Source organism: Streptomyces sp. NPDC025618, assembly GCF_055558795.1.
The window spans coordinates 50,403-76,695 of record NZ_JBVHLW010000031.1 but is presented as its reverse complement, the minus strand read 5'-3'; the positions used below and the strand labels follow the sequence as shown (position 1 = coordinate 76,695).

At 72.4% G+C, this 26,293-nt stretch carries 21 protein-coding genes and 1 tRNA gene; 7 read left to right on the top strand and 15 right to left on the bottom strand.

The window, feature by feature from the left end; translation table 11 throughout:
* Positions 1-103: 103 nt before the first annotated feature.
* The 8 genes from ACZ4A5_RS23740 to ACZ4A5_RS23705 form a co-directional block, all read right to left on the bottom strand.
* The gene (locus ACZ4A5_RS23740) at positions 104-1,504 is read right to left on the bottom strand and encodes a GH1 family beta-glucosidase (RefSeq protein ID WP_467587656.1); all 1,401 of its coding nucleotides are present in this window, start codon (positions 1,502-1,504) and stop codon (positions 104-106) included.
* 53 nt (positions 1,505-1,557) lie between these two features.
* On the bottom strand, positions 1,558-2,406 hold the full coding sequence (locus ACZ4A5_RS23735) for a carbohydrate ABC transporter permease (RefSeq protein WP_467587652.1): 849 nt from the start codon (positions 2,404-2,406) through the stop codon (positions 1,558-1,560).
* A 9-nt stretch (positions 2,407-2,415) separates the two neighbouring features.
* Entirely contained in the window at positions 2,416-3,405 is a 990-nt protein-coding gene (locus ACZ4A5_RS23730; RefSeq protein ID WP_467587649.1) for a carbohydrate ABC transporter permease, read from the bottom strand.
* Positions 3,402-4,679, bottom strand: a complete 1,278-nt coding sequence (locus ACZ4A5_RS23725; RefSeq protein ID WP_467587646.1) for an ABC transporter substrate-binding protein — start codon at positions 4,677-4,679, stop codon at positions 3,402-3,404. The genes ACZ4A5_RS23730 and ACZ4A5_RS23725 overlap by 4 nt, the downstream gene beginning before the upstream one ends.
* 308 nt (positions 4,680-4,987) lie before the next feature.
* Positions 4,988-5,060, bottom strand: a tRNA-His gene (locus ACZ4A5_RS23720).
* Positions 5,061-5,155: 95 nt separating this feature from the next.
* The gene (orn, locus tag ACZ4A5_RS23715) at positions 5,156-5,764 is read right to left on the bottom strand and encodes an oligoribonuclease (RefSeq protein WP_467587643.1); all 609 of its coding nucleotides are present in this window, start codon (positions 5,762-5,764) and stop codon (positions 5,156-5,158) included.
* Between the two features lie 5 nt (positions 5,765-5,769).
* Positions 5,770-7,125, bottom strand: a complete 1,356-nt coding sequence (locus ACZ4A5_RS23710; RefSeq protein WP_467587639.1) for a helix-turn-helix domain-containing protein — start codon at positions 7,123-7,125, stop codon at positions 5,770-5,772.
* A 368-nt stretch (positions 7,126-7,493) separates the two neighbouring features.
* Positions 7,494-7,901 carry a hypothetical protein gene (locus tag ACZ4A5_RS23705; RefSeq protein WP_467587635.1) on the bottom strand — a complete coding sequence of 136 codons (408 nt, stop codon included), beginning with the start codon at positions 7,899-7,901 and terminating at the stop codon, positions 7,494-7,496.
* A gap of 422 nt (positions 7,902-8,323) precedes the next feature.
* Here ACZ4A5_RS23705 and ACZ4A5_RS23700 point away from each other — a divergent pair, with 422 nt between their 5' ends.
* The gene (locus ACZ4A5_RS23700) at positions 8,324-8,845 is read left to right on the top strand and encodes a universal stress protein (protein ID WP_467587631.1); all 522 of its coding nucleotides are present in this window, start codon (positions 8,324-8,326) and stop codon (positions 8,843-8,845) included.
* A gap of 340 nt (positions 8,846-9,185) precedes the next feature.
* Here the strand turns inward: ACZ4A5_RS23700 and glmS are convergent, their stop codons facing one another.
* From glmS to ACZ4A5_RS23670, 6 genes are all read right to left on the bottom strand, one after another.
* Positions 9,186-11,006, bottom strand: a complete 1,821-nt coding sequence (gene glmS / locus ACZ4A5_RS23695) for a glutamine--fructose-6-phosphate transaminase (isomerizing) (RefSeq protein WP_467587627.1) — start codon at positions 11,004-11,006, stop codon at positions 9,186-9,188.
* 57 nt (positions 11,007-11,063) lie between these two features.
* A complete protein-coding gene (locus ACZ4A5_RS23690) occupies positions 11,064-11,339 on the bottom strand; it encodes a hypothetical protein (protein ID WP_398868417.1) in 276 nt (91 codons plus the stop codon).
* A gap of 201 nt (positions 11,340-11,540) precedes the next feature.
* Positions 11,541-12,695: an acyl-CoA dehydrogenase family protein gene (locus ACZ4A5_RS23685; protein ID WP_467587659.1), complete on the bottom strand. Its 1,155-nt coding sequence runs from the start codon at positions 12,693-12,695 to the stop codon at positions 11,541-11,543.
* 9 nt (positions 12,696-12,704) lie between these two features.
* Complete coding sequence (locus tag ACZ4A5_RS23680) at positions 12,705-13,643, bottom strand: hydroxymethylglutaryl-CoA lyase (RefSeq protein WP_467587624.1); 939 nt, start codon at positions 13,641-13,643, stop codon at positions 12,705-12,707.
* Positions 13,640-15,688 carry an acetyl/propionyl/methylcrotonyl-CoA carboxylase subunit alpha gene (locus ACZ4A5_RS23675; protein WP_467587621.1) on the bottom strand — a complete coding sequence of 683 codons (2,049 nt, stop codon included), beginning with the start codon at positions 15,686-15,688 and terminating at the stop codon, positions 13,640-13,642. Before ACZ4A5_RS23675 ends, ACZ4A5_RS23680 begins: the two co-directional genes overlap by 4 nt.
* An 8-nt stretch (positions 15,689-15,696) precedes the next feature.
* The gene (locus tag ACZ4A5_RS23670) at positions 15,697-17,313 is read right to left on the bottom strand and encodes a carboxyl transferase domain-containing protein (protein WP_467587619.1); all 1,617 of its coding nucleotides are present in this window, start codon (positions 17,311-17,313) and stop codon (positions 15,697-15,699) included.
* Between the two features lie 88 nt (positions 17,314-17,401).
* Between ACZ4A5_RS23670 and ACZ4A5_RS23665 the strand changes: the two genes are divergently transcribed.
* The 3 genes from ACZ4A5_RS23665 to ACZ4A5_RS23655 are packed head-to-tail and all read left to right on the top strand — an operon-like array spanning position 17,402 to position 20,213.
* Positions 17,402-18,061 (top strand): SACE_7040 family transcriptional regulator, encoded by a 660-nt coding sequence (locus tag ACZ4A5_RS23665; RefSeq protein ID WP_467587616.1) that lies wholly within the window; start codon positions 17,402-17,404, stop codon positions 18,059-18,061.
* Between the two features lie 59 nt (positions 18,062-18,120).
* Positions 18,121-19,278 (top strand): acyl-CoA dehydrogenase family protein, encoded by a 1,158-nt coding sequence (locus ACZ4A5_RS23660; protein ID WP_467587613.1) that lies wholly within the window; start codon positions 18,121-18,123, stop codon positions 19,276-19,278.
* A 23-nt stretch (positions 19,279-19,301) separates the two neighbouring features.
* Positions 19,302-20,213 carry an acyl-CoA thioesterase gene (locus tag ACZ4A5_RS23655; protein ID WP_467587610.1) on the top strand — a complete coding sequence of 304 codons (912 nt, stop codon included), beginning with the start codon at positions 19,302-19,304 and terminating at the stop codon, positions 20,211-20,213.
* Between the two features lie 598 nt (positions 20,214-20,811).
* On the opposite strand, the gene ACZ4A5_RS23650 is transcribed toward ACZ4A5_RS23655, so the two are convergent.
* Entirely contained in the window at positions 20,812-21,600 is a 789-nt protein-coding gene (locus tag ACZ4A5_RS23650) for a phosphatase (protein ID WP_467587608.1), read from the bottom strand.
* Between the two features lie 179 nt (positions 21,601-21,779).
* Here ACZ4A5_RS23650 and speB point away from each other — a divergent pair, with 179 nt between their 5' ends.
* The 3 genes from speB (at position 21,780) to ACZ4A5_RS23635 (ending at position 26,194) form a co-directional block, all read left to right on the top strand.
* Complete coding sequence (gene speB / locus ACZ4A5_RS23645; protein ID WP_467587605.1) at positions 21,780-22,751, top strand: agmatinase; 972 nt, start codon at positions 21,780-21,782, stop codon at positions 22,749-22,751.
* A 138-nt stretch (positions 22,752-22,889) separates the two neighbouring features.
* On the top strand, positions 22,890-25,022 hold the full coding sequence (gene kdpB / locus ACZ4A5_RS23640) for a potassium-transporting ATPase subunit KdpB (protein WP_467587602.1): 2,133 nt from the start codon (positions 22,890-22,892) through the stop codon (positions 25,020-25,022).
* 104 nt (positions 25,023-25,126) lie between these two features.
* Positions 25,127-26,194 (top strand): esterase-like activity of phytase family protein, encoded by a 1,068-nt coding sequence (locus ACZ4A5_RS23635; RefSeq protein ID WP_467587599.1) that lies wholly within the window; start codon positions 25,127-25,129, stop codon positions 26,192-26,194.
* The last annotated feature ends 99 nt before the right edge of the window (positions 26,195-26,293 follow it).

Sequence of the window (26,293 nt, the reverse complement as noted above, 5' to 3'; positions counted from 1 at the left end):
CCCCCCCCCCCCCCCCCCCCCCCCCCCCCCCCCCCCCCCCCCCCCCCCCCCCCCCCCCCCCCCCCCCCCCCCCCCCCCCCCCCCCCCCCCGCGCCGACGGCCGTCAGTACGGCGGGAGTTGCCCCGTACGCGCCACCTGGGCGTACCAGTGGGCGCTCGACTTGGGGATGCGCGCCTGGGTCGCGTAGTCGACATACACCGCGCCGAAGCGCTTGCTGTAGCCGTACGCCCACTCGAAGTTGTCGAGCAGCGACCAGAGGAAGTAGCCGCGCACGTCCGCGCCGTCGGCCAGCGCCCGCCGGACGGCGTCGAGATGGGCGTGCAGATACGCGATGCGCTCCGGGTCGTGCACCACGCCGTCGCCGTCGGGCTTGTCGTCGTACGCGGCGCCGTTCTCGGTGACCATGAGCGGCAGCCCCGGGAACTCGCGGGCGAAGCGCGTCAGCAGCTCGTGCAGGCCCGTGGGGTCGACGGACCAGTCCATCGCCGTCCGCTTGCCGGGCGGCCGGTGGAAGGTGACGCGCTCGGCCCCGGGCCAGGGGGAGTGGTCGGCGGAGCCGTGGCCGCCCTCGCGGGACGGGGCGTTGTCAGTGGCGGCTGATACCACTGTAGGTGCGTAGTAGTTGATGCCCAGCGAGTCGAGGGGGTGCCGGATGACGTGCGGATCGCCGTCGTGCACGAAGGACCAGTCGGTGAGCCCCGCGGTGTCGGCGAGCAGATCCGCGGGGTATGCGCCGCGGAGCATGGGCTCGGTGAAGATACGGGTGGCGAGCGCGTCGATCCGCCGCTGGGCGTCCCGGTCCTCGGGGGAGTCCGTGCGGGCCCTGACGGCCGCCGGGTTGAGCGTCACGGAGACCTGGGCCCGCGAGGGCAGGGCCGCGCGCAGCGCCTGGGCGCCCAGGCCGTGGGCCAGGTTGAGGTGGTGGGCGGCGCGCAGGGCGGCCACGGGGTTCGTGCGGCCCGGGGCGTGCACTCCCGAGCCGTAGCCCAGAAAAGCGCTGCACCAGGGCTCGTTGAGGGTCGTCCACAGCTCCACCCGGTCGCCCAGCGCCTCGGCGACCAGGTGCGCGTAGTCGGCGAAGCGGTGCGCCGTGCCGCGCTCGGGCCAGCCGCCCGCCGACTCCAGCTCCTGCGGCAGGTCCCAGTGGTAGAGGGTCAGCACGGGCCGGATGCCCCGGTCGAGCAGATCGTCGACGAGCGCGCGGTAGAAGTCGAGGCCCGGCTGCCAGGCGTGCCCGCGGCCGGTGGGCTGCACGCGGGGCCAGGAGACGGAGAAGCGATAGGCGCCCAGGCCGAGTTCGGCCATCAGCCGGACGTCCTCCGCGCGGCGGTGGTAGTGGTCGGTGGCCACATCGCCGGTGTCGCCGCCGAGGGTCCTGCCGGGCGTGCGGGAGAAGGTGTCCCAGATGGAGGGGGTGCGGCCGTCCTCCTGTGCCGCGCCCTCGATCTGGTACGCGGCGGTCGCGGCGCCCCAGAGGAAGCCGGGCGGGAAGTTCACGGTCATGGAAGCGCTCCCGGGTGGGGGAAGTCGGAAAGGGGGAGGAGATGACGGAAGGGTCAGCCCTTGACGGCGCCCTGCATGATGCCGCCGACGATCTGTCTGCCGAAGAGGGTGAAGGCGAGCAGCAGCGGCAGGGTGCCCAGCAGCGCACCGGCCATGACCACCGCCTGATCGGGTACGTAACCGCGGCCGAGCCCGGTGAGCGCGACCTGCACGGTGGGATTCTCCTGTGTGAGCGCGATGATCGGCCAGAAGAAGTCGTTCCACGCCTGCACGAAGGAGAGCATCCCGAGCACGGCCATCGCGGGCCGCGCGACGGGCAGGACGATGTGCCACACCACCCGCAGGCTGTTCGCGCCGTCCACGCGGGCCGCCTCGATCAGCTCGGTGGGCAGCGCCTCCACCAGATACTGCCGCATGAAGAAGACTCCGAAGGCGCTGACCAGCGTGGGCAGCACCACCGACTGGAGCTGGTCGGTCCAGCCCAGCTCGGCGACGACCATGAAGAGGGGCACGACGCTCAGCTGCGGCGGGACCATCATCGTCCCGACCGTCAGCAGCAGCAGCGTGTCCCTGAACCGGAAGCGCAGCTTGGCGAAGGCGAAGCCGGCCACGGTGCTGAACAGCACCGTGCCCAGGGCGACCGTGCCCGCCACCAGCGTGGTGTTGAGGAGCGCGAGGCCCATGTGGGCGTCGCCCCACGCCGTCCCGAGGTTCTTCGCCAGCCTGCCGCCGAACCAGAAGGGCGGCGGCGTCCGCGCCAGCCGCGTGTTGTCGCGCGACGCGGCGATCGCCGTCCACACCAGGGGGAAGAGCGAGCCCACGGTGAACAGCGTCAGCACGGCGTACGTGACCGGCCCGCCGTGCAGCTGCCGTCCGGCTCGCCCGGTCGAAGTGATCGTCACATCAGCCCCTCACCGGGTCTTCCCCAGCCGCCGCGCGATCACGATATTGACCGCGCCGATCAGCAGCAGGATGAGGAACATCGTCCAGGCGACGGCGCAGGCGCGCCCGAGATGGAAGTCGAACCAGCCCTGTTCGTAGAGATAGAGCCCCAGCGTCTGGAACTGGTGCGCGGCGCCGCCCTTCTGCCCGCCCGCCCCGCCGAACAGCAGCGGCTCGCCGAAGAGCTGGGTCGCCCCGATCGTGGAGACGACCACGGTGAAGAGGATCGTCGGCCGCAGCGCGGGCACGGTGACATGGCGGAACTGCTGCGTCCGCGACGCGCCGTCCAGCGCCGCCGACTCGTAGAGCTCGTCCGGCACGGCCTGCATCGCCGCCAGATAGATCAGCGCGTTGTAGCCCGTCCACCGCCAGATCACGATCGAGGCGACCGCCAGCTGGGAGGTCCACCGGCCGCTCTGCCAGTCGACCGGCCCCATCCCGGCCGCGCCCAGCGCCCAGTTGACCATCCCGTAGTCCCGCCCGTAGAGCAGCACGAAGACGAGCGTCGCGGCGGCGACCGAGGTGGCGTACGGGGTCAGCAGCGCGACCCGCCAGAAGGAGGCGGCGCGCAGCCGGAAGTGGAGCAGATGGGCCAGGCCGAGGGCCATCAGCAGCTGGGGGACCGTGGAGAGGACCCCGATGGTGAAGGTGTTGCGCAGCGCGTTCCAGAAGAAGTCGTCGTCCAGCAGCCGGAGGTAGTTGTGCGCGCCCGCCCACTCCATGTGGTCCGGCGACGCGAGGTCCACCCGGTGCAGCGAGGCCCAGCCGGTGTAGAGGAGGGGGAAGACCCCGAAGGCGGAGAAGAAGAGGAAGAAGGGCGCGACGAAGGCGTAAGGGCTGTAGCGCACGTCCCACCGGCAGAGCCGGCTGCGCCAGGGCCGCGGCCCGCTCCGCCCCTTCTCCGTGCCCCCGGGCGGTGGGGCGTCCGTGTCCCGGAGGGTCTCGGCGGTCGCCGTCATTCGTCCACCGCGTTGTCGATCTCCTTCTGCGCCGCCTTCCAGGCCGCCCGGGGCGCCCTGCCCTGCTGCTCGACCTGGGGGATCGCCACATCGGTGAAGGCCGTCCCGATCTGCTGCTCCTTGGGGCCGATCACCAGGGTCGGGATGTTCCGGGCGGCCTCCGCGAAGATCCGCCCGGTCGGCGCGCCCCCGAAGTAGGGGTTGCGCGCGTCCCGGACCAGCGGCATGGCGTACGAGGCGGGGGTGGAGGGGATGCTCGCCTGCCGGTCGAAGAGCTTGGCCTGCTGCTCGGGCGCCGTCAGCCAGACCGCGAGCGCGATCGCCGCCGCCCGGTGGCGGGCGCCCTTGGGCACGGTGATGAAGGAGCCGCCCCAGTTGGCGGGCCTCGGCGCGGGGGCCACGTCCCATTTGTCCTTGCCCGCCGCGCCCGCCTTCTCCTTGATGTAGCCGAGCATCCACGGCGGACAGGCCACGGTCGCGAAGCGGCTGTTGGCGAACGCCTGGTCCCAGGGCTTCTCGAACTGCTTGAGCCTGGCCGTCAGCCCGCCGCGCGCCGCCTGCACGGCCAGCCGCCAGGAGGTCCTGACCGCTGGACTCCGGCGGTAGACCGCCCTGCCGCGCCGGTCGTAGTAGCGCTCGGCGTAGCCGTGGATGGACGCGTTGTAGATCCCGGCCGCGGAGTCGGTGAAGACCGTGCCGGCCGGTGCCTTGCTCCGGTACGCCCGGCCGACGTCGAGGTACTTCCGCCAGTCACCGGCCCACAGCCTGCCGACGCGTTCGCGGTCCGTGGGCAGCCCGGCCTTCTCGAAGAGGTCCTTGCGATAGCAGACGGCGATGGGCCCGATGTCCGTGCCGAGGCCGACCGTCCTGCCGTCGGCGGACGTGGCCTGCGCCCACTTCCAGTCCAGCCAGTCGCCCTTGCGCACGCCCGGGACCCGGGAGAAGTCCTCGAAGCGGTCGGCCTGGGTGGTGGCCACGTCGTGGATGTTGCCCACCTCCACGGCCTGGATGTCGGAGAGGCCGCTGCCCGCCGCGAGGTGCGTCAGCAACTGGGGGTAATAGGTGTCGTTCCGCTCGATCACGCTCTCCTTGATCGTGACGTCCGGGTGCAGCCGCTCGTACTCCGCGTAGAGCCCCGCCTGCTTGTAGCCGAAGACCCCGAAGGTGCCGATGGTGACGGTGGTCCGGCCGCCGGCCGGCTTCGCGTCCTCGTCGTCCCTGGCGCAGCTGCCGAGCAGGGCCACGGCGAGCGCGATGGCGGTGGCGAGCGCCACGGGCGCCGGTCCCGGGCGGCGCGGGCCGCCCACCGGGGCGCTCACGGTCGTCCGGGGCGGGACCCCTCGCCGGGCCTGCGGGCTTCCACCGGGTCACGGGCCATCGGTCACGACCTTCCGTCAGATGCCACGGCGCGGCGCCGGCCGCAGTGCGCACTGCGACATCTGAGCCTTCCCCCGGACGGGCGGTGAACTCTCCCCGCCCGGGCCCCGGCTCACTCCTAGGGGCTACAGGCGCACGCCCCGGGGGAGCAGCCGCCAACGCCGAAGGCCCCGGTCCGCTTTCGCGGAACGGGGCCTTCGATCAGGGTGAGTAACGGGACTTGAACCCGCGACATCCTGGACCACAACCAGGTGCTCTGCCAGCTGAGCTATACCCACCATGTCCGGTGTGTTTCCCACCGGCTGAGAAAAAGTGTACAGGGTCTTCGGGGGTGCTCGCTCCCAGGTGGCGCCGGTTCCGGGAGCGAGCTGCGTCACTCCCCCTGAGCGGGCAGCACGTGCCGGGCCGCGATGGCCTTCGCCGTGTCCGAGTCCGGGCCGGGCTGCGGCACGAAGATCGCCTCGCGGTAGTAGCGGAGCTCGGCGATCGACTCGCGGATGTCCGCGAGCGCCCGGTGGTTGCCGCTCTTCTTCGGACTGCTGAAGTAGGCCCGCGGATACCAGCGGCGGGCCAGCTCCTTCACTGACGACACATCGACGATCCGGTAGTGCAGGTGGTCCTCCAGCGCCGGCATGTCCCGCGCGAGGAAGCCGCGGTCGGTGCCGACCGAGTTTCCGCACAGCGGGGCCTTGCCCGGCTCCGGGCAGTGCTCGCGGACGTACGCAAGGACCTGCCGCTCCGCGTCCTCGAGCGTCGTCCCGTTGTCCAGCTCCGCGAGCAGCCCGGAGGCCGTGTGCATCTGGCGCACCACCTCGGGCATGGTGGTCAGGGCCTCGGCGGGCGGGCGGACGACGATGTCCACGCCGTCGCCGAGGATGTTCAGCTCCGAGTCGGTGACCAGGGCGGCCACCTCGATGAGCGCGTCCTGCGACAGTGAGAGCCCGGTCATCTCACAGTCGATCCACACCATGCGATCGTTCATGCGTCTCACCCTACGGGGCGTTCCCGCTGGCCGGGCAGGCGTGGGGTGTAGAGGTCCGACTCCGGCTTGCCCGGATCCGGACCGCCCCCGCCGCCGAGATGGCCGCCACCGTGTCCACCGTGGGAAGCGGACTGGGTGATATGTCCCCCATGCCCGCTATGTGGTGGTGGAGTGGCCATGACCGGGCCCGCGACGGCATGGGCGCCGGCCAGGGCCGTCCGCCGCATCGCCATCACCGCCGGCTCCCCGCTGCGCTGCTCGCCCAGCTCCGCCCGGTCGAACCGGTCGGAGCGCTCCGGCCGGTCCGGCCGCTCGCCCCGTTCGGGCCGGTCGGCCACGCCGCTCTGCGGGCGGCGCGCCCGGTAGGCGGCGCGGTAGGCGGCCGGGGAGGACCCCAGCTGCCTGCGGAAGTGACCCCGCAGGGCCACGGGTGAGCGGAAGCCGCAGCGCCCGGCGACCTCGTCCACGGAATAGTCCGAGGTCTCCAGGAGCCGCTGCGCCTGGAGCACCCGCTGAGTGATGAGCCACTGCAGCGGGGCGCTCCCGGTGAGCGAGCGGAACCGCCGGTCGAAGGTGCGGCGGCTCATATAGGCGCGGGCCGCCAGCGTCTCCACGTCGAACTGCTCGTGGAGATGCTCCAGCGCCCAGGCGACGACCTCGGCGAGCGGGTCGGCGCCGATCTCCTCCGGTAAAGACCGGTCGAGATAGCGCTCCTGTCCGCCGCTGCGGCGGGGCGGCACGACGAGACGGCGGGCCAGGGCCCCCGCCGCGTCGGCGCCGTGGTCGGTGCGGACGATGTGCAGGCACAGGTCGATGCCTGCCGCGGTGCCCGCGGAGGTCAGTACGTCACCGTCGTCGACGAAGAGCTCCCGCGGGTCCACATGGACCGACGGATAGCGCTTGGCGAGTGTGGGCGCGTACATCCAATGGGTGGTGGCGGGCCTGCCGTCGAGCAGGCCCGCGGCGGCCAGTACAAAGGCACCGGTGCACAGCCCCACGATGCGGGCACCCTCTTCATGGGCGCGGCGCAGTGCGTCGAGTGCGGCGGTGGGCGGCGGCTGGGTGATCGACCGCCAGGCCGGTACGACGACGGTGCCGGCCCGGGAGAGTGCCTCCAGGCCGTACGGTGCGGTCAATTCCAGGCCGCCGGTTGTTCGCAATGGCACATCTTCGCCCGCGCATACCAGCAGTCGGTAGCGGGGTACCCCAGCGTCCTGTCGGTCGATCCCGAACACTGAGAGCGGAATGGAGCTTTCGAAGATGGGGCCGCCGCTGAATAGCAGCACTGCGACGATCTCCCGGCGGCGGCGTCCGGAGAGCTTGCGCGTGGTCTCCGGTACGGTCGTGGAGTCCTGGCTCATGGCGCTAAGCCCCCCTCGGCGGTCGAGTCCTCTCGGTCCTGCACGTTTCCCCTCGGTCCTGAACGGTTCCCCCGCCGGTCATGGCCAAGATCGAATCTACTGCGTCACACGGAGTCGCGGTGACCAGTTCACCACCCGGCTCTATGTCGACATGACAACTTGGCGCGAAGCGTTCGATCACGAAGCGTTGCACTTGCAGGGCTCGGTGAAAAGTACGCCTCTCGCCCATGCCCAATCCCCGTAGGGTGCAACCGCCCTCCGCGGTCCTTTCCTTGCTGGTCGACCGGCTGTTGGGGGCTGCTCAGGCCAAGGTGAGGGGTTCGGCCTGAAGTTGGCCGAAAACCAACGGGTGCATCCGTACGAAGGTGTCATTCACCGGGCGTACTACCCGGCGTATCACCCCGGGGCGCGCCCCGTGTGCCGCCCGGCGCGGACGCGCCCGGCCGACTGCTGCCGCGATGGCTGCCGACGCCCGTGCGGCCGTGGCGGCCGCGATGCGGAAGGCTGGATTCCGGTGCCGGCGGCGCCGGGTGGGGCCTGGGCGGCGCCTGTGCCGCGGTGCGTTCGGAGCGGCGCAGCAGCGCGCGGCAGACGCAGGTGAGGGCCACCAGACCGGCCGCGGTGCCGGCGGCCCCGCCGAAGGACTGACCGCACATCAGCAGGACGACAGGGACGAGCACACAGCTGAAGGCCGCCCAGCGGACCACATCGCTCACCGGATCGGGGGACTCCGCCCCGGAGTCGTCGGCGCGGGTGTGATCACGGGTTCCGGGCACGGAGCGGCTCCCTGCTGGCGGCGGCTGACGGTGGTACAACGCCCGGCCGGGCGCCTGGGTCACTGCGCCGCGTGCATCAGGAGTACGGCCGCGTTGCTGCGGAGGCATTGCGCTGCGGGCCGCCCTCGTGCATGCTCCGGGGAACGCCCGGCGTCCTCGTGTCCCCGGGCCCGGGGACGGGGCCGCCGTCCCGGCCGCTCCGGGCCGTCCCGCCGGGCGGCCTCTGGGCAGGCGGCGGGTGTCGCCGTACCCTTGAAGGTAAGTGCTTGAAAAGATGAATCCCGGACGGATTTCTCGTCCATGATCCTGTGGGACGCTCCGGGCCGCGTCTTTCCCGGCGCTTGCTTCTGCTCCTCCTCTGACAACTGCAACCAGTCCACCGCTGATCCCTCCGCACGAGGACATCCTTCGCCGAGACACCGATGGCCGGTCACGAATTCCCCGAACCCGCGGACCGCAAGCGGGTCGCCGATCAAGCGGCGCACCCCGAAGCGGCGGAAGAATCACGCCATTCCTGCGATCCGGCGTTCCAGCACGGTGTCGTGGTGGGCTTCGACGGTTCCATGTCGAGTGAGCGAGCGCTTGCGTATGCAATCGGGATGGCCCGGCGCTCCGGCTCGGGCCTGATCATCGTCCATGTGGCCAACCGGCTGCCGACGACCGTGTGGGCGGGCTGCGAGCCGCCGGTCTTCGTGGACGTCCCGGACCACCGCACCGAGGTCCTGGGCCTCGAACTGGCCTGTGCGGACCATCTGTCCGAGGTGCCGTGGATCCTCGTCGAGCGCGGTGGCGACATCTGTCACGAACTGGAGGAGGTCGGCCGGGAGTACGCGGCGGACGCGATCGTCGTCGGTTCCACCCACGGTCTGGTCGGCCGCATCTTCGGCTCGGTCGCGGGGCGGCTGGCGCGGCGCGCGCAGCGGCCGGTCGTCGTCATCCCCTGACCCTGAGCCTGGGCCTGATTCTGGCCCTGGCCGCGTCAACTCCCGTCGCCCGTCCGGGGCATGATCCCGTGCCGCGCGTTTGACGGCTCATGAATCTACCCGCGCGTAGGGGTGGGTACGGCCCCGGTGGCGGGTAGGAATCGGGGCGGTGACGTGCTGCCGGACGGGAGGTGACGGTTCCCGGGACCGGCGGCGTCCGCCGGCGGGAGAGTGCCGCCGGCAAGGGGAGACAGCCCTCCCCGCGCGGACGGGTGGCACGCGTGGGGAGGGCTGTTCCGGACCCGCCGCAGGACAGGTGCGGCAGGACCGGTCTGCGGGGGCCCGAGGGCCCCGGGGGTCACTACTCGACGGTGACGGACTTCGCCAGGTTGCGCGGCTTGTCGATGTCGCGGCCCATGGCCTTCGCCGTGTAGTAGGCCAGCAGCTGGAGCGGGATGCCCATGAGGATCGGGTCCAGCTCGTCCTCGTTCTTCGGCACCACGATCGTGTGGTCGGCCTTCTCCTGCACCTGGTGCGCGACGGCGAGGATGCGGCCGCTGCGGGCCTTGATCTCCTCCAGCGCGGCGCGGTTCTTCTCCAGCAGCTCGTCGTCCGGCACGATCGCCACGGTCGGCATCGCGGGCTCGATCAGCGCCAGCGGGCCGTGCTTCAGCTCGGAGGCGGGGTACGCCTCGGCGTGGATGTACGAGACCTCCTTGAGCTTCAGCGACGCCTCACGGGCGACGGGGTAGCCGCGCACCCGGCCGATGAACATCATCGACTTGGCGTCCGCGTACTCCCCGGCCAGCTTCTCGATCTCCGCCTCGTTCGCCAGGATCTCGGCGATCTGGGCGGGCAGCTTGCGCAGGCCCTCGATGATCCGCTTGCCGTCGGCGACGGACAGGTCGCGGATGCGGCCCAGGTGCAGGGCGAGCAGCCCGAAGGAGACCACCATGTTGGTGAAGCACTTGGTGGAGACGACGCAGACCTCGGGGCCGGCGTGGACGTAGATGCCGCCGTCGGTCTCGCGGGCGATCGCCGAGCCGACCACGTTCACCAGGCCCAGGACGCGGGCGCCCTTGCGCTTGAGCTCCTGCACGGCGGCGAGGACGTCGTAGGTCTCACCGGACTGGGACACCGCGATGTAGAGGGTGTCGGGGTCCACGACCGGGTTGCGGTAGCGGAACTCCGAGGCGGGCTCGGCGTCGGAGGGGATCCGCGCGAGCTCCTCGATCATCTGGGCGCCGATCTGGCCCGCGTGGTAGGAGGTGCCGCAGCCGAGGATCTTCACCCGGCGCACGGCGCGCGCGTCACGGGCGTCGAGGTTGAGGCCGCCCAGGTGCACGGTGGAGAAGCGGTCGTCGATGCGGCCGCGCAGCGCGCGGTCCACGGCGTCGGCCTGCTCGTGGATCTCCTTGTGCATGTACGTGTCGTGGCCGCCCATGTCGTACGACTCGGCCTCCCACTCCACGGTGGTCGGCTGGGCCGAGGTGGCGGAGCCCTCGGTGGTGTACGTGCGGTACTCGTCGGCCTTCAGGGTGGCCATCTCGCCGTCGTCGAGGGTGACGACCTGGCGGGTGTGGCTCACCAGGGCGGCGACGTCGGAGGAGACGAACATCTCCTTCTCGCCTATGCCCAGCACGACGGGCGAGCCGTTGCGGGCGACGACGATGCGGTCCGGGAAGTCGGCGTGCAGCACGGCGATGCCGTACGTGCCCTCGATGTGGCGCAGCGCCTCGCGGACCTTCTCCTCCAGCGTCGCGGCCTGGGAGCGGGCGACGAGGTGGGCGAGGACCTCGGTGTCGGTGTCGGAGAGGAAGACGACGCCGTCGGCGGTCAGCCGGGCGCGCAGGTCCGAGGCGTTGTCGACGATGCCGTTGTGGACGACGGCGACCTTCTCCTCGGCGTCCACGTGCGGGTGGGCGTTGACGTCGTTCGGGGCGCCGTGGGTGGCCCAGCGGGTGTGGGCGATGCCGGTGCTGCCCGCGAAGCGCTTGGGCAGGCGCGCCTCCAGCTCGCGGACGCGGCCCTTGGCCTTGGCGGTCTTCAGGCCGCCGGCCTTGCCGCCGGCGTGCAGGGCGATGCCGGCGGAGTCGTAACCGCGGTACTCCAGGCGCTGGAGGCCCTCCAGCAGCAGCGGAGCGACATCGCGCTTACCGATATATCCGACGATTCCGCACATAGTGAGCCCTCCCAGGCGAAGTTCAGTGATGCTCGACGGCGGCAGGAGCCGCCGTGATCAGCCGTAGACGATGCGGCGCAGCTGCCGCAGCGAGAGTTCGGGTGGCGCCACCGCGCGGTGCGGCAGCTCCGCCGAGATCCGCTCGAAGATCTCCGCGTTGCGCAGTCCGCCGGACTGGAGCTCGCGGTGGCGGCGGCGGACGAACGCCTCGGTCGTCTCGTCGAAGTACGCCAGGACGTCCAGGACCACCCGGGCGGCCTCGCCGCGCTGAAGCGGCGTGCTGCGCACCAGGTGATCCACCAGGTCGTCATGGGAAGTACGGCGTTCGAGCACCCGTCGATACTGCGGGGTGCCGCGACGTTTCGCAAGAATCCTGCCCGATATCGGGCAAGAGGGAGGGGTGGAAGCGGCCAAGCGGTGGAAAGCGCTCTTTGGGGACAGATCGGTGATCTTGACAGGGATCCGCCCCGGAGCCGGGCCGCTGGGGGCCGGATCCGGGGCGGGACGCTGTTCCGGTTCTTCTCCCGGGGCCGCTTACAGACCCAGCTCCCGGGCGATCAGCATGCGCTGGACCTCGCTCGTACCCTCGCCGATCTCCAGGATCTTGGAGTCGCGCCACATGCGGGCCACCGGGTATTCGTTCATGAAGCCGTAGCCGCCGTGGATCTGGGTGGCCTCGCGCGCGTTGGTCACCGCGATCTCCGAGGAGTACAGCTTCGCGAGCGCCGCCTCCTTCTTGAACGGCTCGCCGTGCACCAGCCGCGACGCCGCGTCCCGCCAGGAGATCCGGGCCGTGTGCGCCCGCATCTCCATGTCGGCGATCTTGAATTGGATCGCCTGGTTCGCGCCGATCGGGCGGCCGAACGCCTCGCGCTCCCTGGCGTACTTCACCGACTCGTCCACACAGCCCTGCGCCAGGCCGGTCGCCAGCGCGGAGATCGCGATCCGGCCCTCGTCCAGGATCCGCAGGAACTGGGCGTAGCCGCGCCCCTCCTCGCCCAGCAGGTTCGCCCTCGGCACGCGTACGTCGGAGAACGACAGCTCCCGGGTGTCCGAGGCGTTCCAGCCGACCTTGGAGTACGGGGCGGCGACGGTGAAGCCGGGCGTCCCGGACGGCACGATGATCGAGGAGATCAGCGGCTTGCCGTCGGGCTTGCGGCCGGTGACGGCGGTGACGGTGACCAGGCCGGTGATGTCGGTGCCGGAGTTGGTGATGAAGCACTTGGTGCCGTTGATCACCCACTCGTCCGTGGCCTCGTCCAGCCGCGCGGTGGTGCGGGTGCCGCCCGCGTCCGAGCCGGCGCCCGGCTCCGTCAGCCCGAAGGCGCCCAGCATCTCGCCGGAGCACAGCTTGGGCAGCCACTCCCGCTTCTGCTCCTCCGTGCCGAAGCGGAAGACCGGCATCGCGCCCAGCGACACCCCGGCCTCCAGGGTGATCGCCACCGAGGAGTCGACCCGGGCCAGCTCCTCCAGGGCGAGCCCGAGCGCCAGATAGTCACCGCCCATCCCGCCGTACTCCTCGGGGAAGGGCAGTCCGAACAGGCCCATGCGGCCCATCTCCCGCACGATCTCGTACGGGAACTCGTGGCGCTCGTAGAAGTCGCCGATCTTCGGCGCGATGACGTCGTGCGCGAACTCCTCGACGGTGCGGCGGAGTTCCTCGTGCTCGGGGGAGAGGCGGTGGTCCAGCGACATGGCTCAGGGCTCCTGGTGGGAGAGGGCGCGGACGGTGCGGGACGGACTGGGCCGGCCCAGCCGGCCGGCCATCCACACGCTGGTGGCGGTGAGCAGGCCGAGATCGACCCCGGTGTCGACACCGAGGCCGTCGAGCATCCAGACGAGATCCTCGGTGGCGAGATTGCCCGTCGCGCTCTTGGCGTACGGGCAGCCGCCGAGGCCGCCCGCGGAGGCGTCGACCGTGGTCACGCCGTGCCGGAGCGCCGCGAGGGTGTTCGCGAGGGCCTGGCCGTACGTGTCGTGGAAGTGCACGGCGAGCCGGTCGGTCGGCAGCCCGGCGCCGTTCAACGCGGTCAGCAGCGCGGTGACGTGGCCCGGTGTCGCCACGCCGATCGTGTCGCCGAGGCTCAGCTCGTCACAGCCGAGATCCAGCAGGCGGCGGGCGACCCGCACCACCTGCTCGACGGGGACGGCCCCTTCCCAGGGGTCGCCGAAGCACATGGACAGATAGCCGCGCACCCGCGCGCCCGCCTCGCGGGCCGTGGCGACGACCGGGGCGAACATCTCCAGGGACTCGTCCACCGTGCGGTTGAGATTGGCCTTCGCGAACGACTCGGTGGCGCTGCCGAAGACGGCGATCTCCCGGACGCCCAGGGCGAGCGCGCGGTCCAGGCCGCGCGCGTTGGGCACCAGGACGGGCAGGCGGGCCGGCACGCCGTCCAGCATCGGCACCAACTGCTCGGCGTCGGCCAGCTGGGGCACCCACTTGGGGTGCACGAAGCTGGTCGCCTCCACGGTGCCGAGCCCGGCCGCGGCGAGGCGGCGGATGAACTCCGCCTTCACCTCGACCGGCACGACCGCCTTCTCGTTCTGCAGGCCGTCGCGCGGGCCCACCTCGTGGATCCGCACGCGCGCCGGGAGACCGGGCTCCGGCACGGTCATCGGCAGTCCTTCGATCATGACTCCTCCGCGGGGGTGACGACGGCGGGGGTGACGACGGCCAGGACCTGGTCCATGGCGACGGTGTCGCCGGCCCGGACGTCCAGCTCGGTGACGGTGCCGTCGTGCGGGGCGGCGATGACGTGCTCCATCTTCATCGCCTCGACGACGAGGAGGCTCTGCCCGGCGGAGACCTCGTCCCCCACGGCGGCCTTCACGACGGTGACGGTGCCGGGCATGGGGGCGGTGAGGGTGTCGGCGCCGGCCGCGCTCGCGCCGCCGCGCGCGTCCACGGGGTCGTGCTCGCGCACGAGCCAGGCGTCGCCGTCGCGCCCGAGCCAGGTGCCCTCCGGGGCGGGGGCGTGGGTGAAGCGGTGGGCCAGGGCGTCCAGTTCGAGGGTGAGGACGGCGCCGTCGAGCCGGACCAGGCGGGCCGGGGTGCTCGTACCGCCTTGTGGAGCCGCGCCCTCCAGCGCGATCTCCGTCGCCGTGCCCGTGCCGCGGACCCGGGCCGCCACCGGCTCCTGGCCCGGCACCCGGAAGTGGTGGACCGTCCAGGCCGGTTCGCCGCCCAGTCGCCAGCCGGTCGGCAGGGAGAAGGGGTCCGTCCAGCCCCCGGCGGCCGCGTCGTCCGGCTCCAGCGCCGCCTGCCGCAGCAGCGCGCCCGCCGCGTAGACCTCCTCGGGCACCGCCGACCGCACGAGCGCCGCCGCTTCCCGGTCGACCAGGCCCGTGTCCAGCGTGCCCGCGACCACCGCCGGGTGCGCCAGCAGCCGCCGCAGGAAGCCCGCGTTGGTGTCGACGCCCAGCACCACCGTCTCCGCCAGGGCCGCGCGCAGTCGCCGCAGCGCCGTCGCCCGGTCCGGGCCGTAGGCGATGACCTTGGCGAGCATCGGGTCGTAGGAGGTGCCGACCTCCGTGCCCTCGGAGAGGCCCGAGTCGACCCGCACGCCCTCGCCCGCGGGCTCGCGCAGCAGCCGCACCGTGCCCGCCGACGGCAGGAAGTCGACGCGGTCACCACTGACCCGCGCGGTCTCCGCGCAGATGCGGGCCTCGACCGCGTGCCCGGTCAGGGTCACGTCCTCCTGGGCGATGCCCAGCCGCTCGCCGGCGGCGACCCGCACCTGCCACTCCACCAGGTCCAGCCCGGTGATCAGCTCGGTGACGGGGTGCTCCACCTGGAGGCGGGTGTTCATCTCCATGAAGTAGTACGAGGCGGGGTCGTCGCCCGGCACGATGAACTCCACCGTGCCCGCGCCCGTATAGCCGCACGAGCGCGCGGCCTGGACGGCCGCCTCGCCCATCGCCGCGCGCGTGGCCGGATCCAGCAGCGGGGACGGCGCCTCCTCGATGATCTTCTGGTGACGGCGCTGGAGGGAGCACTCGCGCTCCCCGAGGTGGATGACATTGCCGTGGCCGTCGGCGAGCACCTGGATCTCGATGTGCCGGGGGCGGTCGACCCAGCGCTCGACCAGCAGCGTGTCATCACCGAAGGAGCCGCGCGCCTCGCGCCGTGCGGCGGCGATCTCCTCGCCCAGCAGCGCCGCGTCGCGCACGAGCCGCATGCCCTTGCCGCCGCCGCCCGCGGAGGGCTTCAGCAGGACCGGCATGCCGATCTCGTGCGCCGCGGCGGCCAGTTCGGCGTCGCTCAGCCCGCTGCCCGAGGAGCCGGGGACGACGGGCACGCCCGCCGCCTTGACCGTCTCCTTCGCGCGGATCTTGTCGCCCATGAGCGAGATCGCCTCGGCGGGCGGGCCGATGAAGGCCAGGCCCGCGTCCGCGCACGCCCGCGCGAAGGCCGCGTTCTCGGCGAGGAAGCCGTAGCCGGGGTGGACGGCCCGCGCGCCCGTCCTGCGGGCCGCTTCCAGCAGCCGCTCGATCGACAGATAGCTCTCGGCGGCGGCCGCCGGGCCGATCCGCACGGCCGTGTCGGCCTCCCGTACGTGCCGGGCGTCGGCGTCCGCGTCGCTGAAGACGGCGACGGAGCGGATGCCGAGCGCGCGCAGCGTACGGATGACCCGTACGGCGATCTCGCCTCGGTTGGCGACAAGGACAGTGTCGAACATGCTCCGCCTCACATCCGGAAGACGCCGTAGCCGGGCTCACCCAGCGGGGCGTTGGCACAGGCCGTCAGCGCCAGGCCCAGCACCTGACGGGTCTCCAGCGGGTCGATGACGCCGTCGTCCCACAGCCGCGCGGTGGCGTAATAGGCGCTGCCCTGCGTCTCGTACTGCTCGCGGATCGGGGCGCGGAAGGCGTCCTCCTCCTCGGCGCTCCACTCCTCGCCGCGCGCCTCCAGCTGATCGCGCTTGACGGTGGCGAGGACGGACGCGGCCTGCTCGCCGCCCATCACGGAGATCTTGGCGTTGGGCCACATCCACAGGAAGCGCGGCGAATAGGCGCGCCCGCACATCGAGTAGTTGCCCGCGCCGTACGACCCGCCGATGACGACCGTCAGCTTGGGGACACGGGCGCAGGCGACCGCCGTCACCATCTTCGCGCCGTGCTTGGCGATGCCGCCCGCCTCGTACTGCCGGCCGACCATGAAGCCCGAGATGTTCTGGAGGAAGACCAGGGGGATGCCGCGCTGGTCGCACAGCTCGATGAAGTGCGCGCCCTTCTGGGCGGACTCGGAGAAGAGGATGCCGTTGTTGGCGACGATGCCCACCGGGTGGCCGTGGATCCGGGCGAAGCCGGTCACCAGGGTCTGCCCGAACTCGGCCTTGAACTCCGCGAACCGCGAGCCGTCCACCACGCGCGCGATGACCTCGCGCACGTCATAGGGCGTGCGGGAGTCGACCGGGACCGCGCCGTAGAGCCCCGCGGGGTCGGCCTTGGGCTCCTCCACCGGCTCCACCGGCCAGGGCGGCGCCCCGCGCTCCGGCAGGGTGGAGACGATCGTCCGCACGATCCGCAGGGCGTGCGCGTCGTCCTCGGCGAGGTGGTCGGTGACGCCGGAGACCTTGGAGTGGACCTCGCCGCCGCCCAGCTCCTCCGCGGTGACGACCTCACCGGTGGCGGCCTTCACCAGCGGCGGACCGCCGAGGAAGATCGTGCCCTGGCCGCGCACGATGACCGCCTCGTCGCTCATCGCGGGCACGTACGCGCCGCCGGCCGTGCACGAGCCCAGGACCGCGGCGATCTGCGGGATGCCCGCGCCGGACATCCGCGCCTGGTTGTAGAAGATCCGGCCGAAGTGGTCGCGGTCCGGGAAGACCTCGTCCTGCATGGGCAGGAAGGCGCCGCCGGAATCCACCAGATACAGGCACGGCAGCCGGTTCTCCAGGGCGATCTCCTGGGCGCGCAGGTGCTTCTTCACCGTCATCGGGTAATACGTGCCGCCCTTGACGGTGGCGTCGTTGGCGACGATCACCGTCTCGCGTCCGGACACCCGGCCGATCCCCGCGATCACGCCCGCCGCCGGGGCGGCCCCGCCGTACATCCCCTCGGCCGCCAGCGGCGCGAGCTCCAGGAACGGCGACCCCGGGTCCAGCAGGGCGTCGACCCGGTCGCGCGGCAGCAGCTTGCCGCGCGCGGTGTGCCGCGCCCGGGCCTTCTCGCCGCCGCCCAGCCGCGCCGCGGCGAGCCGCTCCCGCAGCCCCGCGGACAGCTCGCGGTGCGCCGCCTCGTTGGTCCGCCAGGAATCGGACGCGGGGTCCGCGGTGCTCCCCAGCACCGGTGCCTGCTGCATGTGCTCGAGCTCCCTTGCTCGGTTAATGAGCGTTAACACACTGGCTTCAGGTTAACGACCACTAACGCCGCTGTCTAGAATCGATTTCGTGAACAACGCACCGACCCGCACCCCGGCCGCCTCCAACCGCCGGGCGCAGATCCTCCAGGAGGCCGCCCGCCTCTTCGCCGAGCGCGGCTTCCACGGCGTCGGCGTCGACGAGATAGGGGCGGCCGTCGGCATCAGCGGGCCCGGTCTCTACCGCCACTTCGCGGGCAAGGACGCGATGCTCGCCGAACTGCTGGTGGGCATCAGCGAGCGGCTCTTCGCGGGCGGCCGCAAGCGGGTGGCCGAGGCCGTCGCGGCGGGCGGCGGGGCGGCCGCCGTGCTGGACTCGCTCATCGACGGCCATATCGACTTCGCCCTCGACGACCGGGCGCTGATCACCCTCCACGACCGCGAGCTGGGCCAGCTGCGCGACGCCGACCGCAAGCAGGTGCGCTCCCTCCAGCGGCAGTACGTGGAGCTGTGGGTCGACGTCGTCCGCGGGCTGCACCCAGGCGCCCAGGAGGCCGAGGCGCGCGCCGCCGTCCACGCCGTCTTCGGCCTGCTCAACTCCACGCCCCACCTCGGCCGCCCCGGCGCGCTCCCCGGCCGCGCGGCCACCGCCGCCCTGCTGCGCCGCCTGGCGCTGGGCGCGCTCGCGGCCCTCTCGGACGGCTCGCCCGCCCGCGAGAACGGGAGGCCGACCCCTGGACAGTCCCGATGACCGCCGGGTAACTTCGCCCCTGAGCAAGCGCTTAGTGACACGCAGACTGGGGGATGGCCATGCGTCGGACCGTGTACGGCGAGGACCACGAGGCGTTCCGGGAGACGATCCGCGACTTCATCGCCGCGGAGGTCGTGCCGTACTACGAGCAGTGGCGCGAAGCCGGTGCGGCGCCGCGCGAGTTCTACAAGAAGCTCGGCGAGCTGGGCGTCTTCGGCATCGAGGTGCCCGAGGAGTACGGCGGCGCGGGTGAGCACAGCTTCAAGTTCCACGCCGTCGTCACCGAGGAGTGCGCCCGCGCCGGCGTCAGCTTCGGCGGCAGCAGCGTGCACACCGCGCTGTGCCTGCCCTACCTCCTGAAGTACGCCACCGAGGAGCAGAAGCGGCGCTGGCTGCCGTCCTTCGTCTCCGGCGACATGATGACCGCCATCGCCATGACCGAGCCTGGCACCGGCTCCGACCTGGCCGGCATGAAGACCACCGCGAAGCTCTCCGAGGACGGCACGCACTACGTCCTCAACGGCGCGAAGACCTTCATCACCGGCGGCGTGCTCGCCGACCGGGTGCTCGTCTGCGCCCGCACCGCGCCGCCCACTCCCGAGGACCGCCGCGCGGGCATCTCCATCCTCGTCGTCGACACGAACTCCGAGGGCTACGCCGTCGGCCGCAAGCTGGAGAAGCTCGGCCTGCACGCCTCCGACACCGCCGAACTCTCCTTCACCGACGTCAAGGTGCCCGTGGCGGATCTCCTCGGCGAGGAGGGCAAGGCGTTCGGCTACCTCGGCCACAACCTCCCGCAGGAGCGGCTCTACATCGCCGTGGGCGCGTACGCCCAGTCCGCCGCGGCCGTCGAGTTCGCCAAGGCGTACGTGAAGGACCGCACCGTCTTCGGGCAGTCCGTCGCGGCCTTCCAGAACACCAAGTTCGTGCTCGCCGACTGCAAGGCCGAGGTCGACGCGATGGAGGCGGTCGTGGACCGCGCCCTGGAGGCCCACGACGCGGGCGAGCTGACCGCCGCCGACGCCGCCTCCGCGAAGCTCTTCACCACCGAGCGCGCCGCCGTCGTCATCGACAAGTGCCTCCAACTGCACGGCGGGTACGGCTACATGATGGAGTACCCCATCGCCCGCCTGTACGCGGACACCCGCGTCAGCCGGATCTACGGCGGTACGAGCGAGGTCATGCGCTCCATCATCGCCAAGTCCATGGGCCTGTAGCGGCCGGTAAGCCCCAGACGCCCATGAACGAGCCCCTTACACCCCTGGACGACCTGCTCTCCGTCCTCGACCCCGAGCAGATCGAGCGGGACATCTTCCGCGGCACCAGCCGCCCCTCGCTGGTGCCGCGCGTCTTCGGCGGGCAGGTCGCCGCCCAGGCCCTGGTCGCCGCCGGGCGCACGGTCCCCGGGGACCGGCTCCCGCACTCCCTGCACTCCTACTTCCTGCGCCCCGGCGACCCCGAGGTGCCCATCGTCTACACCGTCGACCGCATCCGCGACGGGCGGTCCTTCACCACCCGCCGGGTCGTCGCCGTCCAGCACGGTCAGCCGGTCTTCCACCTCTCCGCGTCCTTCCAGGCGCACGAGGAGGGGCTGGAGCACCAGGAGCCGATGCCGGCCGCGCCGGACCCGCTCTCCCTGCCCACCGCGGCCGAGATGCTGCCCCGCCACGCGCACCGCTTCGCCGACCCGCGGCTGCTCGACCGGCTGCTGGACGCCCGCGCGGCGGTCGACCTGCGCTACGCGGAGGAGCCGCCGTTCGGCAAGGTGGGGGAGCCCCGCGAACCGAAGTCGCAGGTTTGGTTCCGGACGAACGGCAAACTGGCGGACGATCCGCTGCTGCACATCTGCCTGGCGACCTATGTCTCCGACATGACGCTCCTGGACTCCGTGCTGCTCGCGCACGGGCGGGGCGGCTGGGCCGTCGGGGACGTCGTCGGGGCGAGCCTGGACCACGCGATGTGGTTCCACCGGCCGTTCCGGGCGGACGAGTGGCTGCTCTACGACCAGGAGAGCCCGACCTCCTCCGGCGGGCGCGGCCTGGCGCGTGGCCGCATCTTCACGGAGAACGGCGCGCTGGCGGTGTCGGTGATCCAGGAGGGCCTGGTGCGGGTGCCGCGTTTGCCGCGGGGCGGCGGGGCGGGGGAGGCTTAGCTTCTGCCCGGGGCAGGCCCCGGGCCCCCTGACGCGGCTGCGCCGCGTGTCCTCAAGCGCCGGACGGGCTTGTTCCGGCTGACGCGGGGGGCGCCGGCGGCCTCCGGCCGACGTGAGGCTCCGGCCGGCCCCAGGCTCCGGGCGACGGATGCTTTGGCCGACCTCGGGCTCGTGGTGACGGATGCTTCGGCCGGGCTCGGGCTCGGACCGGCCCCAGGCTCCGGGCGACGGATGCTTCGACCGGCCTCGGGCTCGGACCGGCCTCTGGCCCCGGCCGACGGATGCTTCGACCGGGCTCGGGCTCCGGCCGGCCCCAGGCCGCGGGTGACGGATGCTTCGGCCGGGCTCGGGTTCCGGGCGACGGAGGCTTCCGAGGGGCCTCGGGCTCGGCCTGGCCCCCCGGCCCCGGGTGACTGATGCTTCGGTCGGCCTCAGGCTCCGGCCGACGGATGCGTCGACCGGGCTCGGGCTTGGACCGGCCTCAGGCTCGTGGCGGAGGCTCCGCCGACTTCGGGCTCCGGGCGACAGAGGCCCCGGCCGGCCCCCGGCCCCGGGCGGCGGAAGCTCCGAGGCTCCGTCGGCCCAGGCTCCGACCGGCCTACGCCGGCACCCGCAGTCCCGCCGCGTTCAGCAGATACGCCGTCATCGGCTCGTAGAACCGCGGATCCACCACGTGGTCGTCCATCGGCACGGCCACCCGCAGCGTTCCCTCCGCCTCCGCCAGGAACAGCGCCGGGTCGTTGCTGTCCGCGTAGCCCACCGCGTCGATGCCGCGCTGCGCCGCGCAGCCCGCCCAGCCGTGGTCGGCGACGACCAGGTCGGGCAGCGGGCGGCCCTCCCGGGTGAGGGCGTCGAGGATCGTCGCCATCGGCGCGGGGGAGTGCGTGTGCCACAGCGTCGCGCCGCCCTCGAAGAGGGCGACGTCCGCGAACTGGCAGACCACGCCCTCGTCCGCCCGGAGCCCGCCCGGGATCCGGACGATCTCGCAGCCGGCCGCGCGCAGCGCCTTCGCCGTCGTGTGGTGCACGTCCAGCAGGCCGCCCGGGTGGCCGGTCGCCAGCAGCACCCGCTGCCGCCCCTCAGCCGCCTTGCGCAGCAGCGCCGCCATCCGCTCCAGCCCGTCGACCGTCAGCTCCGGGTCGATCGTGTCCTGGCCCGAGCGGTGGCCGAGGTCGTCGCTGACGCCGCAGCGCTCCGCCATCACGGCCAGCACGTCCTGCTCGTCCGACCAGCGGTCGCCCAGCTCCAGGCCCAGCCAGTGGCGCCGGTCGCCGGCCGCGAGCTTGCGGTAGTGGTCGAGGTTGTTCTCGCGCGGGGTCGCCACGGCGCCCGCGACGCGCGTACGGACAAGGTGGTCGATCAGTTCGGCACGGCTCGGTATCGGCATACGGCTCATTCTCTCCCCCGACGGCCTCGCGATGGACGTGATGTCCATATGGCGATGCCGGATCCTTCAGTACGTACATGTGCGGAACCCGCCGCCCTGCCTACCCTCGGGTACGTCCGCAGCCGCCGCCCCGACGTTGGTCCGACCGTGACGCGTCCGTGATTTCGAGAGGCTCCCGTATGAGCACCCCCGCCCCCCGTGAACCGCGCGGCCCCGTCGACTCCTCCCGGATCCCGCGCTACGCGGGCCCGGCGACCTTCGCCCGCCTGCCGCGCCTGGACGAGGTCGGCACCACCGACGTCGCCGTCGTGGGCGTGCCCTTCGACACCGGCGTCTCCTACCGGCCGGGCGCCCGCTTCGGCGGCAACGCCATCCGCGAGGCGTCCCGCCTCCTGCGCCCGTACAACCCGGCCCAGGACGCCTCCCCCTTCGCGCTCGCGCAGGTCGCCGACGCCGGTGACATCGCCGCGAACCCGTTCGACATCAACGAGGCCGTCGAGACCATCGAGGCCGCGGCCGACGACCTGCTCGGCACCGGCGCCCGGATGATGACCCTGGGCGGCGACCACACCATCGCGCTGCCGCTGCTGCGCTCGGTCGCCAAGAAGCACGGCCCGGTGGCGCTGCTGCACTTCGACGCGCACCTGGACACCTGGGACACCTACTTCGGCGCCGAGTACACCCACGGCACGCCGTTCCGCCGCGCCGTAGAGGAGGGCATCCTCGACACCGAGGCGCTGTCCCACGTCGGCACGCGCGGCCCGCTGTACGGCAAGAAGGACCTCACCGACGACGAGAAGATGGGCTTCGGCATCGTCACCTCCGCCGACGTCATGCGCCGCGGGGTCGACGAGATCGCCGACCAGCTGCGCCAGCGCGTCGGCGACCGCCCGCTGTACATCTCCATCGACATCGACGTCCTGGACCCCGCCCACGCCCCCGGCACCGGCACCCCGGAGGCGGGCGGCCTGACCTCCCGCGAGCTGCTGGAGATCATCCGCGGCCTGTCCTCCTGCAACCTCGTCTCCGCGGACCTGGTCGAGGTGGCCCCCGCCTACGACCACGCGGAGATCACCTCCGTGGCGGCCTCCCACACGGCGTACGAGCTGACGACGATCATGTCCCGGCAGATCGCGGCCGCCCGGGGCTGACGCGCCGCGCCGGGGGCGGCCGCGTCAAGGCCCCGTCAGGCCCGTGCCCTTCGGCGACAAGGGCCCGTCAGGGCGTCGGCGCGGCCCCCGCCCGGCCGGTTGGGTGAGGTGATCGTTCACCTCACCCGAAGGCCCTTGATGCTGCACCTGGCCCCTCAGCAGGACACCACCCCGCCCACCGTCGTCGGGCGGCGGCGCAGGCACCGGGCCGTCGCGGGCGGTGCCATCGACCCCAAGCAGCTGATCGCGTCCCTGCCGGACGCCGCCCGGAAGCTGCACCCGCGGGTGATGGTCAGGAACCCCGTGATGTTCGTGGTCGAGGTCGGCTCGGTCCTCACCACGCTCTCCGCCGTCCTGGACCCCTCCGTCTTCACCTGGCTGATCAGCGGCTGGCTCTGGCTCACCGTCGTCTTCGCCAACCTCGCCGAGGCCGTCGCGGAGGGCCGCGGCAAGGCGCAGGCGGAGTCGCTGCGCCGGACGCGGTCGACGATCGTGGCGCGCCGGCTGAACAGATGGCACGTGGGCCTGGACCACCGCGACTGGGAGGAGCGGAGCGTCCCCGCGACCGACCTGCGCCCGCAGGACGTCGTGGTCGTCGAGGCGGGCGGCACCGTGCCGGGCGACGGCGAGATCGTCGACGGGGTCGCCGCCGTGGACGAGTCGGCGATCACGGGCGAGTCCGCGCCGGTCATCCGGGAGGCGGGCGGCGACCGTTCGGGCGTGACGGGCGGCACGACGGTGCTGTCGGACCGGATCGTCGTACGGATCACCTCCCGCCCCGGCCACACCTTCCTCGACCGCATGATCGCCCTGGTCGAGGGCACCAGCAGGCAGAAGACCCCCAACGAGCTGGCGCTGAACATCCTGCTCGCCTCGCTCACCGTGATCTTCATCCTGGCCGTGGTCTCGCTCCAGCCCATGGCCGACTGGGCGGGCGCCCCGCAGACGATCACCGTGCTGGTCGCGCTGCTGGTGACGCTGATCCCCACCACGATCGGCGCGCTGCTCTCCGCGATCGGCATCGCGGGCATGGACCGGCTGGTGCAGCGCAACGTCCTCGCCCTGTCGGGCCGCGCCGTCGAGGCCGCGGGCGACGTCAACACCCTGCTGCTGGACAAGACGGGCACCATCACCTTCGGCAACCGGCAGGCGACCGCCTTCGTGCCCGTCCAGGGGATGGCGCACGAACTCCTCGCGGACGCGGCCCAGTTGTCCTCGCTCTCCGACGAGACGCCCGAGGGCCGCTCCATCGTCGCGCTCGCCGAGCGGTACGGCATCCACCACCACAGCGGGGACTTCACGCACGGCCGCTTCGTGCCGTTCTCCGCGCAGACCCGGATGAGCGGTGTCGACTTCGCCTTCGAGGGCGACTTCCTGCGCATCCGCAAGGGCGCGGGCAACGCGGTCGTCCAGTGGGTGACCCGCCGTGGCGGCCACGTGCCCGAGGACACCCGCCGGATCGTCGGCTCCATCGCGGCGGACGGCGGCACGCCCCTGCTCGTCGCCGTCGAGGACCGCGACGGCGCCCGCGTCCTGGGCGCCGTCCACCTCAAGGACATCGTCAAGCCCGGCATCGCCGAGCGCTTTGCCGCCCTGCGCAGCATGGGCATCAAGACCGTCATGATCACCGGTGACAACCCGCTGACCGCCAAGGCCATCGCCGCCGAGGCGGGGGTCGACGACTTCCTGGCCGAGGCCACGCCCGAGCAGAAGCTGGCCCGCATCCGGGAGGAACAGGCGGGCGGCAACCTCGTCGCCATGACGGGCGACGGCACCAACGACGCCCCGGCCCTCGCCCAGGCGGACGTCGGCGTCGCCATGAACACCGGCACCTCCGCCGCCAAGGAGGCCGGGAACATGGTCGACCTGGACTCCAGCCCCACCAAGCTGATCGACATCGTCGAGGTGGGTAAGCAGCTGCTCATCACCCGCGGCGCGCTCACCACCTTCTCCATCTGCAACGACGTCGCGAAGTACTTCGCGATCGTCCCGGCGATGTTCGGCGGGGTCGCCGGCTACGAGGGCCTGGAGAAGCTCAACATCATGGGCCTGCACAGCCCCACCTCGGCCATCGCCTCGGCGATCATCTTCAACGCGCTCGTCATCGTCGCCCTGATCCCGCTCGCCCTGCGCGGCGTCCGCTACGTCCCCTCCACCGCGCACGCGCTGCTGCGGCGCAACCTGAGCGTCTACGGACTGGGCGGCCTCGTCGCGCCGTTCGTCGGCATCAAGCTCATCGACCTGCTGCTGGAGCTCGTCCCCGGGATGTGAACCGGACGTTCACCGCGAGTTCCGGCAACCCGCCTCCCACCCCGCACCAGGGCCTCTACCGTCGACAGCAGCCGAAGCCTGTCCGAGCCCCAGGAGGCCCGCCCGTGCGCATCCGACCCGTCCTCGCCGCCGCCACCGCCGCGCTGACGGTGGCCGCCGGCCTGACCGTCGCCGGGCCGGCGCAGGCGCGGTCGCGGGCGGACGGCGCGTCGCGCGCCTGCTCGCCGTACGCCCGGATCGACGGGTTCTCCGACGGACTCGACAAGACGACATTCCAGGGCACGGCGGTGGGCAACCTCTCGGCGCTCGCCGTCGACCGGGACGGCACGGTCGCCGCGCTCTCCGACCGGTCGCAACTCTTCTCCCTGGAGGTACGCGAAGGGCTCGCGGCCAAGCCGGTGCGGGTCGTGCCGCTGACGGACGAGAAGGGCGCCGAGCTCGACTCCGAGGCGCTGGTCGTCGACCGCGACGGCAGCCGCCTGATCACCTCCGAGACCGAGCCGTCGGTCCGGCGCTACGCCCCCTCCGGCAAGCTCCTCGGCCGGCTGCCCGTCCCCGACGCCCTGCGGGTCGCCCCGGCCGGGCGCGGCCGGCCCAACCTCACCTTCGAGGGCCTCGCCCTCCAGCCCGGCGGCCGCACCCTCGTGGCGTCCATGGAGGCCCCGCTCACCGGCGACGGCCCGGACGCCGCCGGCCACCCGCTCGTACGCTTCCAGAGCTGGCGACGGCACGGCGGCGGGGAATTCCGCCTCTCCCGGCAGTTCGCCTACCCCGTCGACGCGGGACTCGGCGTCTCCGAGGCGACCGCCGCGGGCGACGGCCGCCTGTTCGTCCTGGAACGCGGCTTCACGCCGGGCGTCGGCAATACGGTACGGCTGTACGCGGCGGATCTCCGGGGCGCGAGCGATGTGAGCGCCGTCCCCGCGCTGCCGGGCCCGGGCGTGCGGCCGGTGCGCAAGACGCTGGTCGCGGACATCGGGGCGTGTCCTTCGCTGGGCGCCACGGCGAAGCAGCCGCAGCGGAATCCGCTGCTGGACAACATCGAGGGGCTGGCGGTCGTGGGGCGGGCGCCGGGCGGGCGTCTGCGCTTGCTGCTTGTCAGCGACGACAACGAGAATCCGAAGCAGGTCACTCGGCTGTACGGGATGACGGTGCGGCTGCCGAGGATGTAGGCGGTTTTTCTTCCCCAGCCCCGCCCCTCCCCGCACTGGGGGCAAGCCCCCAGACCCCCGCAACACGGCTTCGCCGCGTTGTCCTCAAACGCCGGACGG

Bases quoted from the DNA above. Each gene is read 5' to 3' on its own strand.
- ACZ4A5_RS23680 (WP_467587624.1), bottom strand. From the start codon at position 13,643: ATGATCGAAGGACTGCCGATGACCGTGCCGGAGCCCGGTCTCCCGGCG.
- ACZ4A5_RS23650 (WP_467587608.1), bottom strand. From the start codon at position 21,600: ATGCCGATACCGAGCCGTGCCGAACTGATCGACCACCTTGTCCGTACG.
- kdpB (WP_467587602.1), top strand. From the start codon at position 22,890: ATGCTGCACCTGGCCCCTCAGCAGGACACCACCCCGCCCACCGTCGTC.
- glmS (WP_467587627.1), bottom strand. From the start codon at position 11,006: ATGTGCGGAATCGTCGGATATATCGGTAAGCGCGATGTCGCTCCGCTG.
- orn (WP_467587643.1), bottom strand. From the start codon at position 5,764: ATGAACGATCGCATGGTGTGGATCGACTGTGAGATGACCGGGCTCTCA.
- ACZ4A5_RS23740 (WP_467587656.1), bottom strand. From the start codon at position 1,504: ATGACCGTGAACTTCCCGCCCGGCTTCCTCTGGGGCGCCGCGACCGCC.
- speB (WP_467587605.1), top strand. From the start codon at position 21,780: ATGAGCACCCCCGCCCCCCGTGAACCGCGCGGCCCCGTCGACTCCTCC.
- ACZ4A5_RS23670 (WP_467587619.1), bottom strand. From the start codon at position 17,313: ATGCAGCAGGCACCGGTGCTGGGGAGCACCGCGGACCCCGCGTCCGAT.
- ACZ4A5_RS23660 (WP_467587613.1), top strand. From the start codon at position 18,121: ATGCGTCGGACCGTGTACGGCGAGGACCACGAGGCGTTCCGGGAGACG.
- ACZ4A5_RS23730 (WP_467587649.1), bottom strand. From the start codon at position 3,405: ATGACGGCGACCGCCGAGACCCTCCGGGACACGGACGCCCCACCGCCC.
- ACZ4A5_RS23655 (WP_467587610.1), top strand. From the start codon at position 19,302: ATGAACGAGCCCCTTACACCCCTGGACGACCTGCTCTCCGTCCTCGAC.
- ACZ4A5_RS23710 (WP_467587639.1), bottom strand. From the start codon at position 7,125: ATGAGCCAGGACTCCACGACCGTACCGGAGACCACGCGCAAGCTCTCC.
- ACZ4A5_RS23700 (WP_467587631.1), top strand. From the start codon at position 8,324: ATGGCCGGTCACGAATTCCCCGAACCCGCGGACCGCAAGCGGGTCGCC.
- ACZ4A5_RS23675 (WP_467587621.1), bottom strand. From the start codon at position 15,688: ATGTTCGACACTGTCCTTGTCGCCAACCGAGGCGAGATCGCCGTACGG.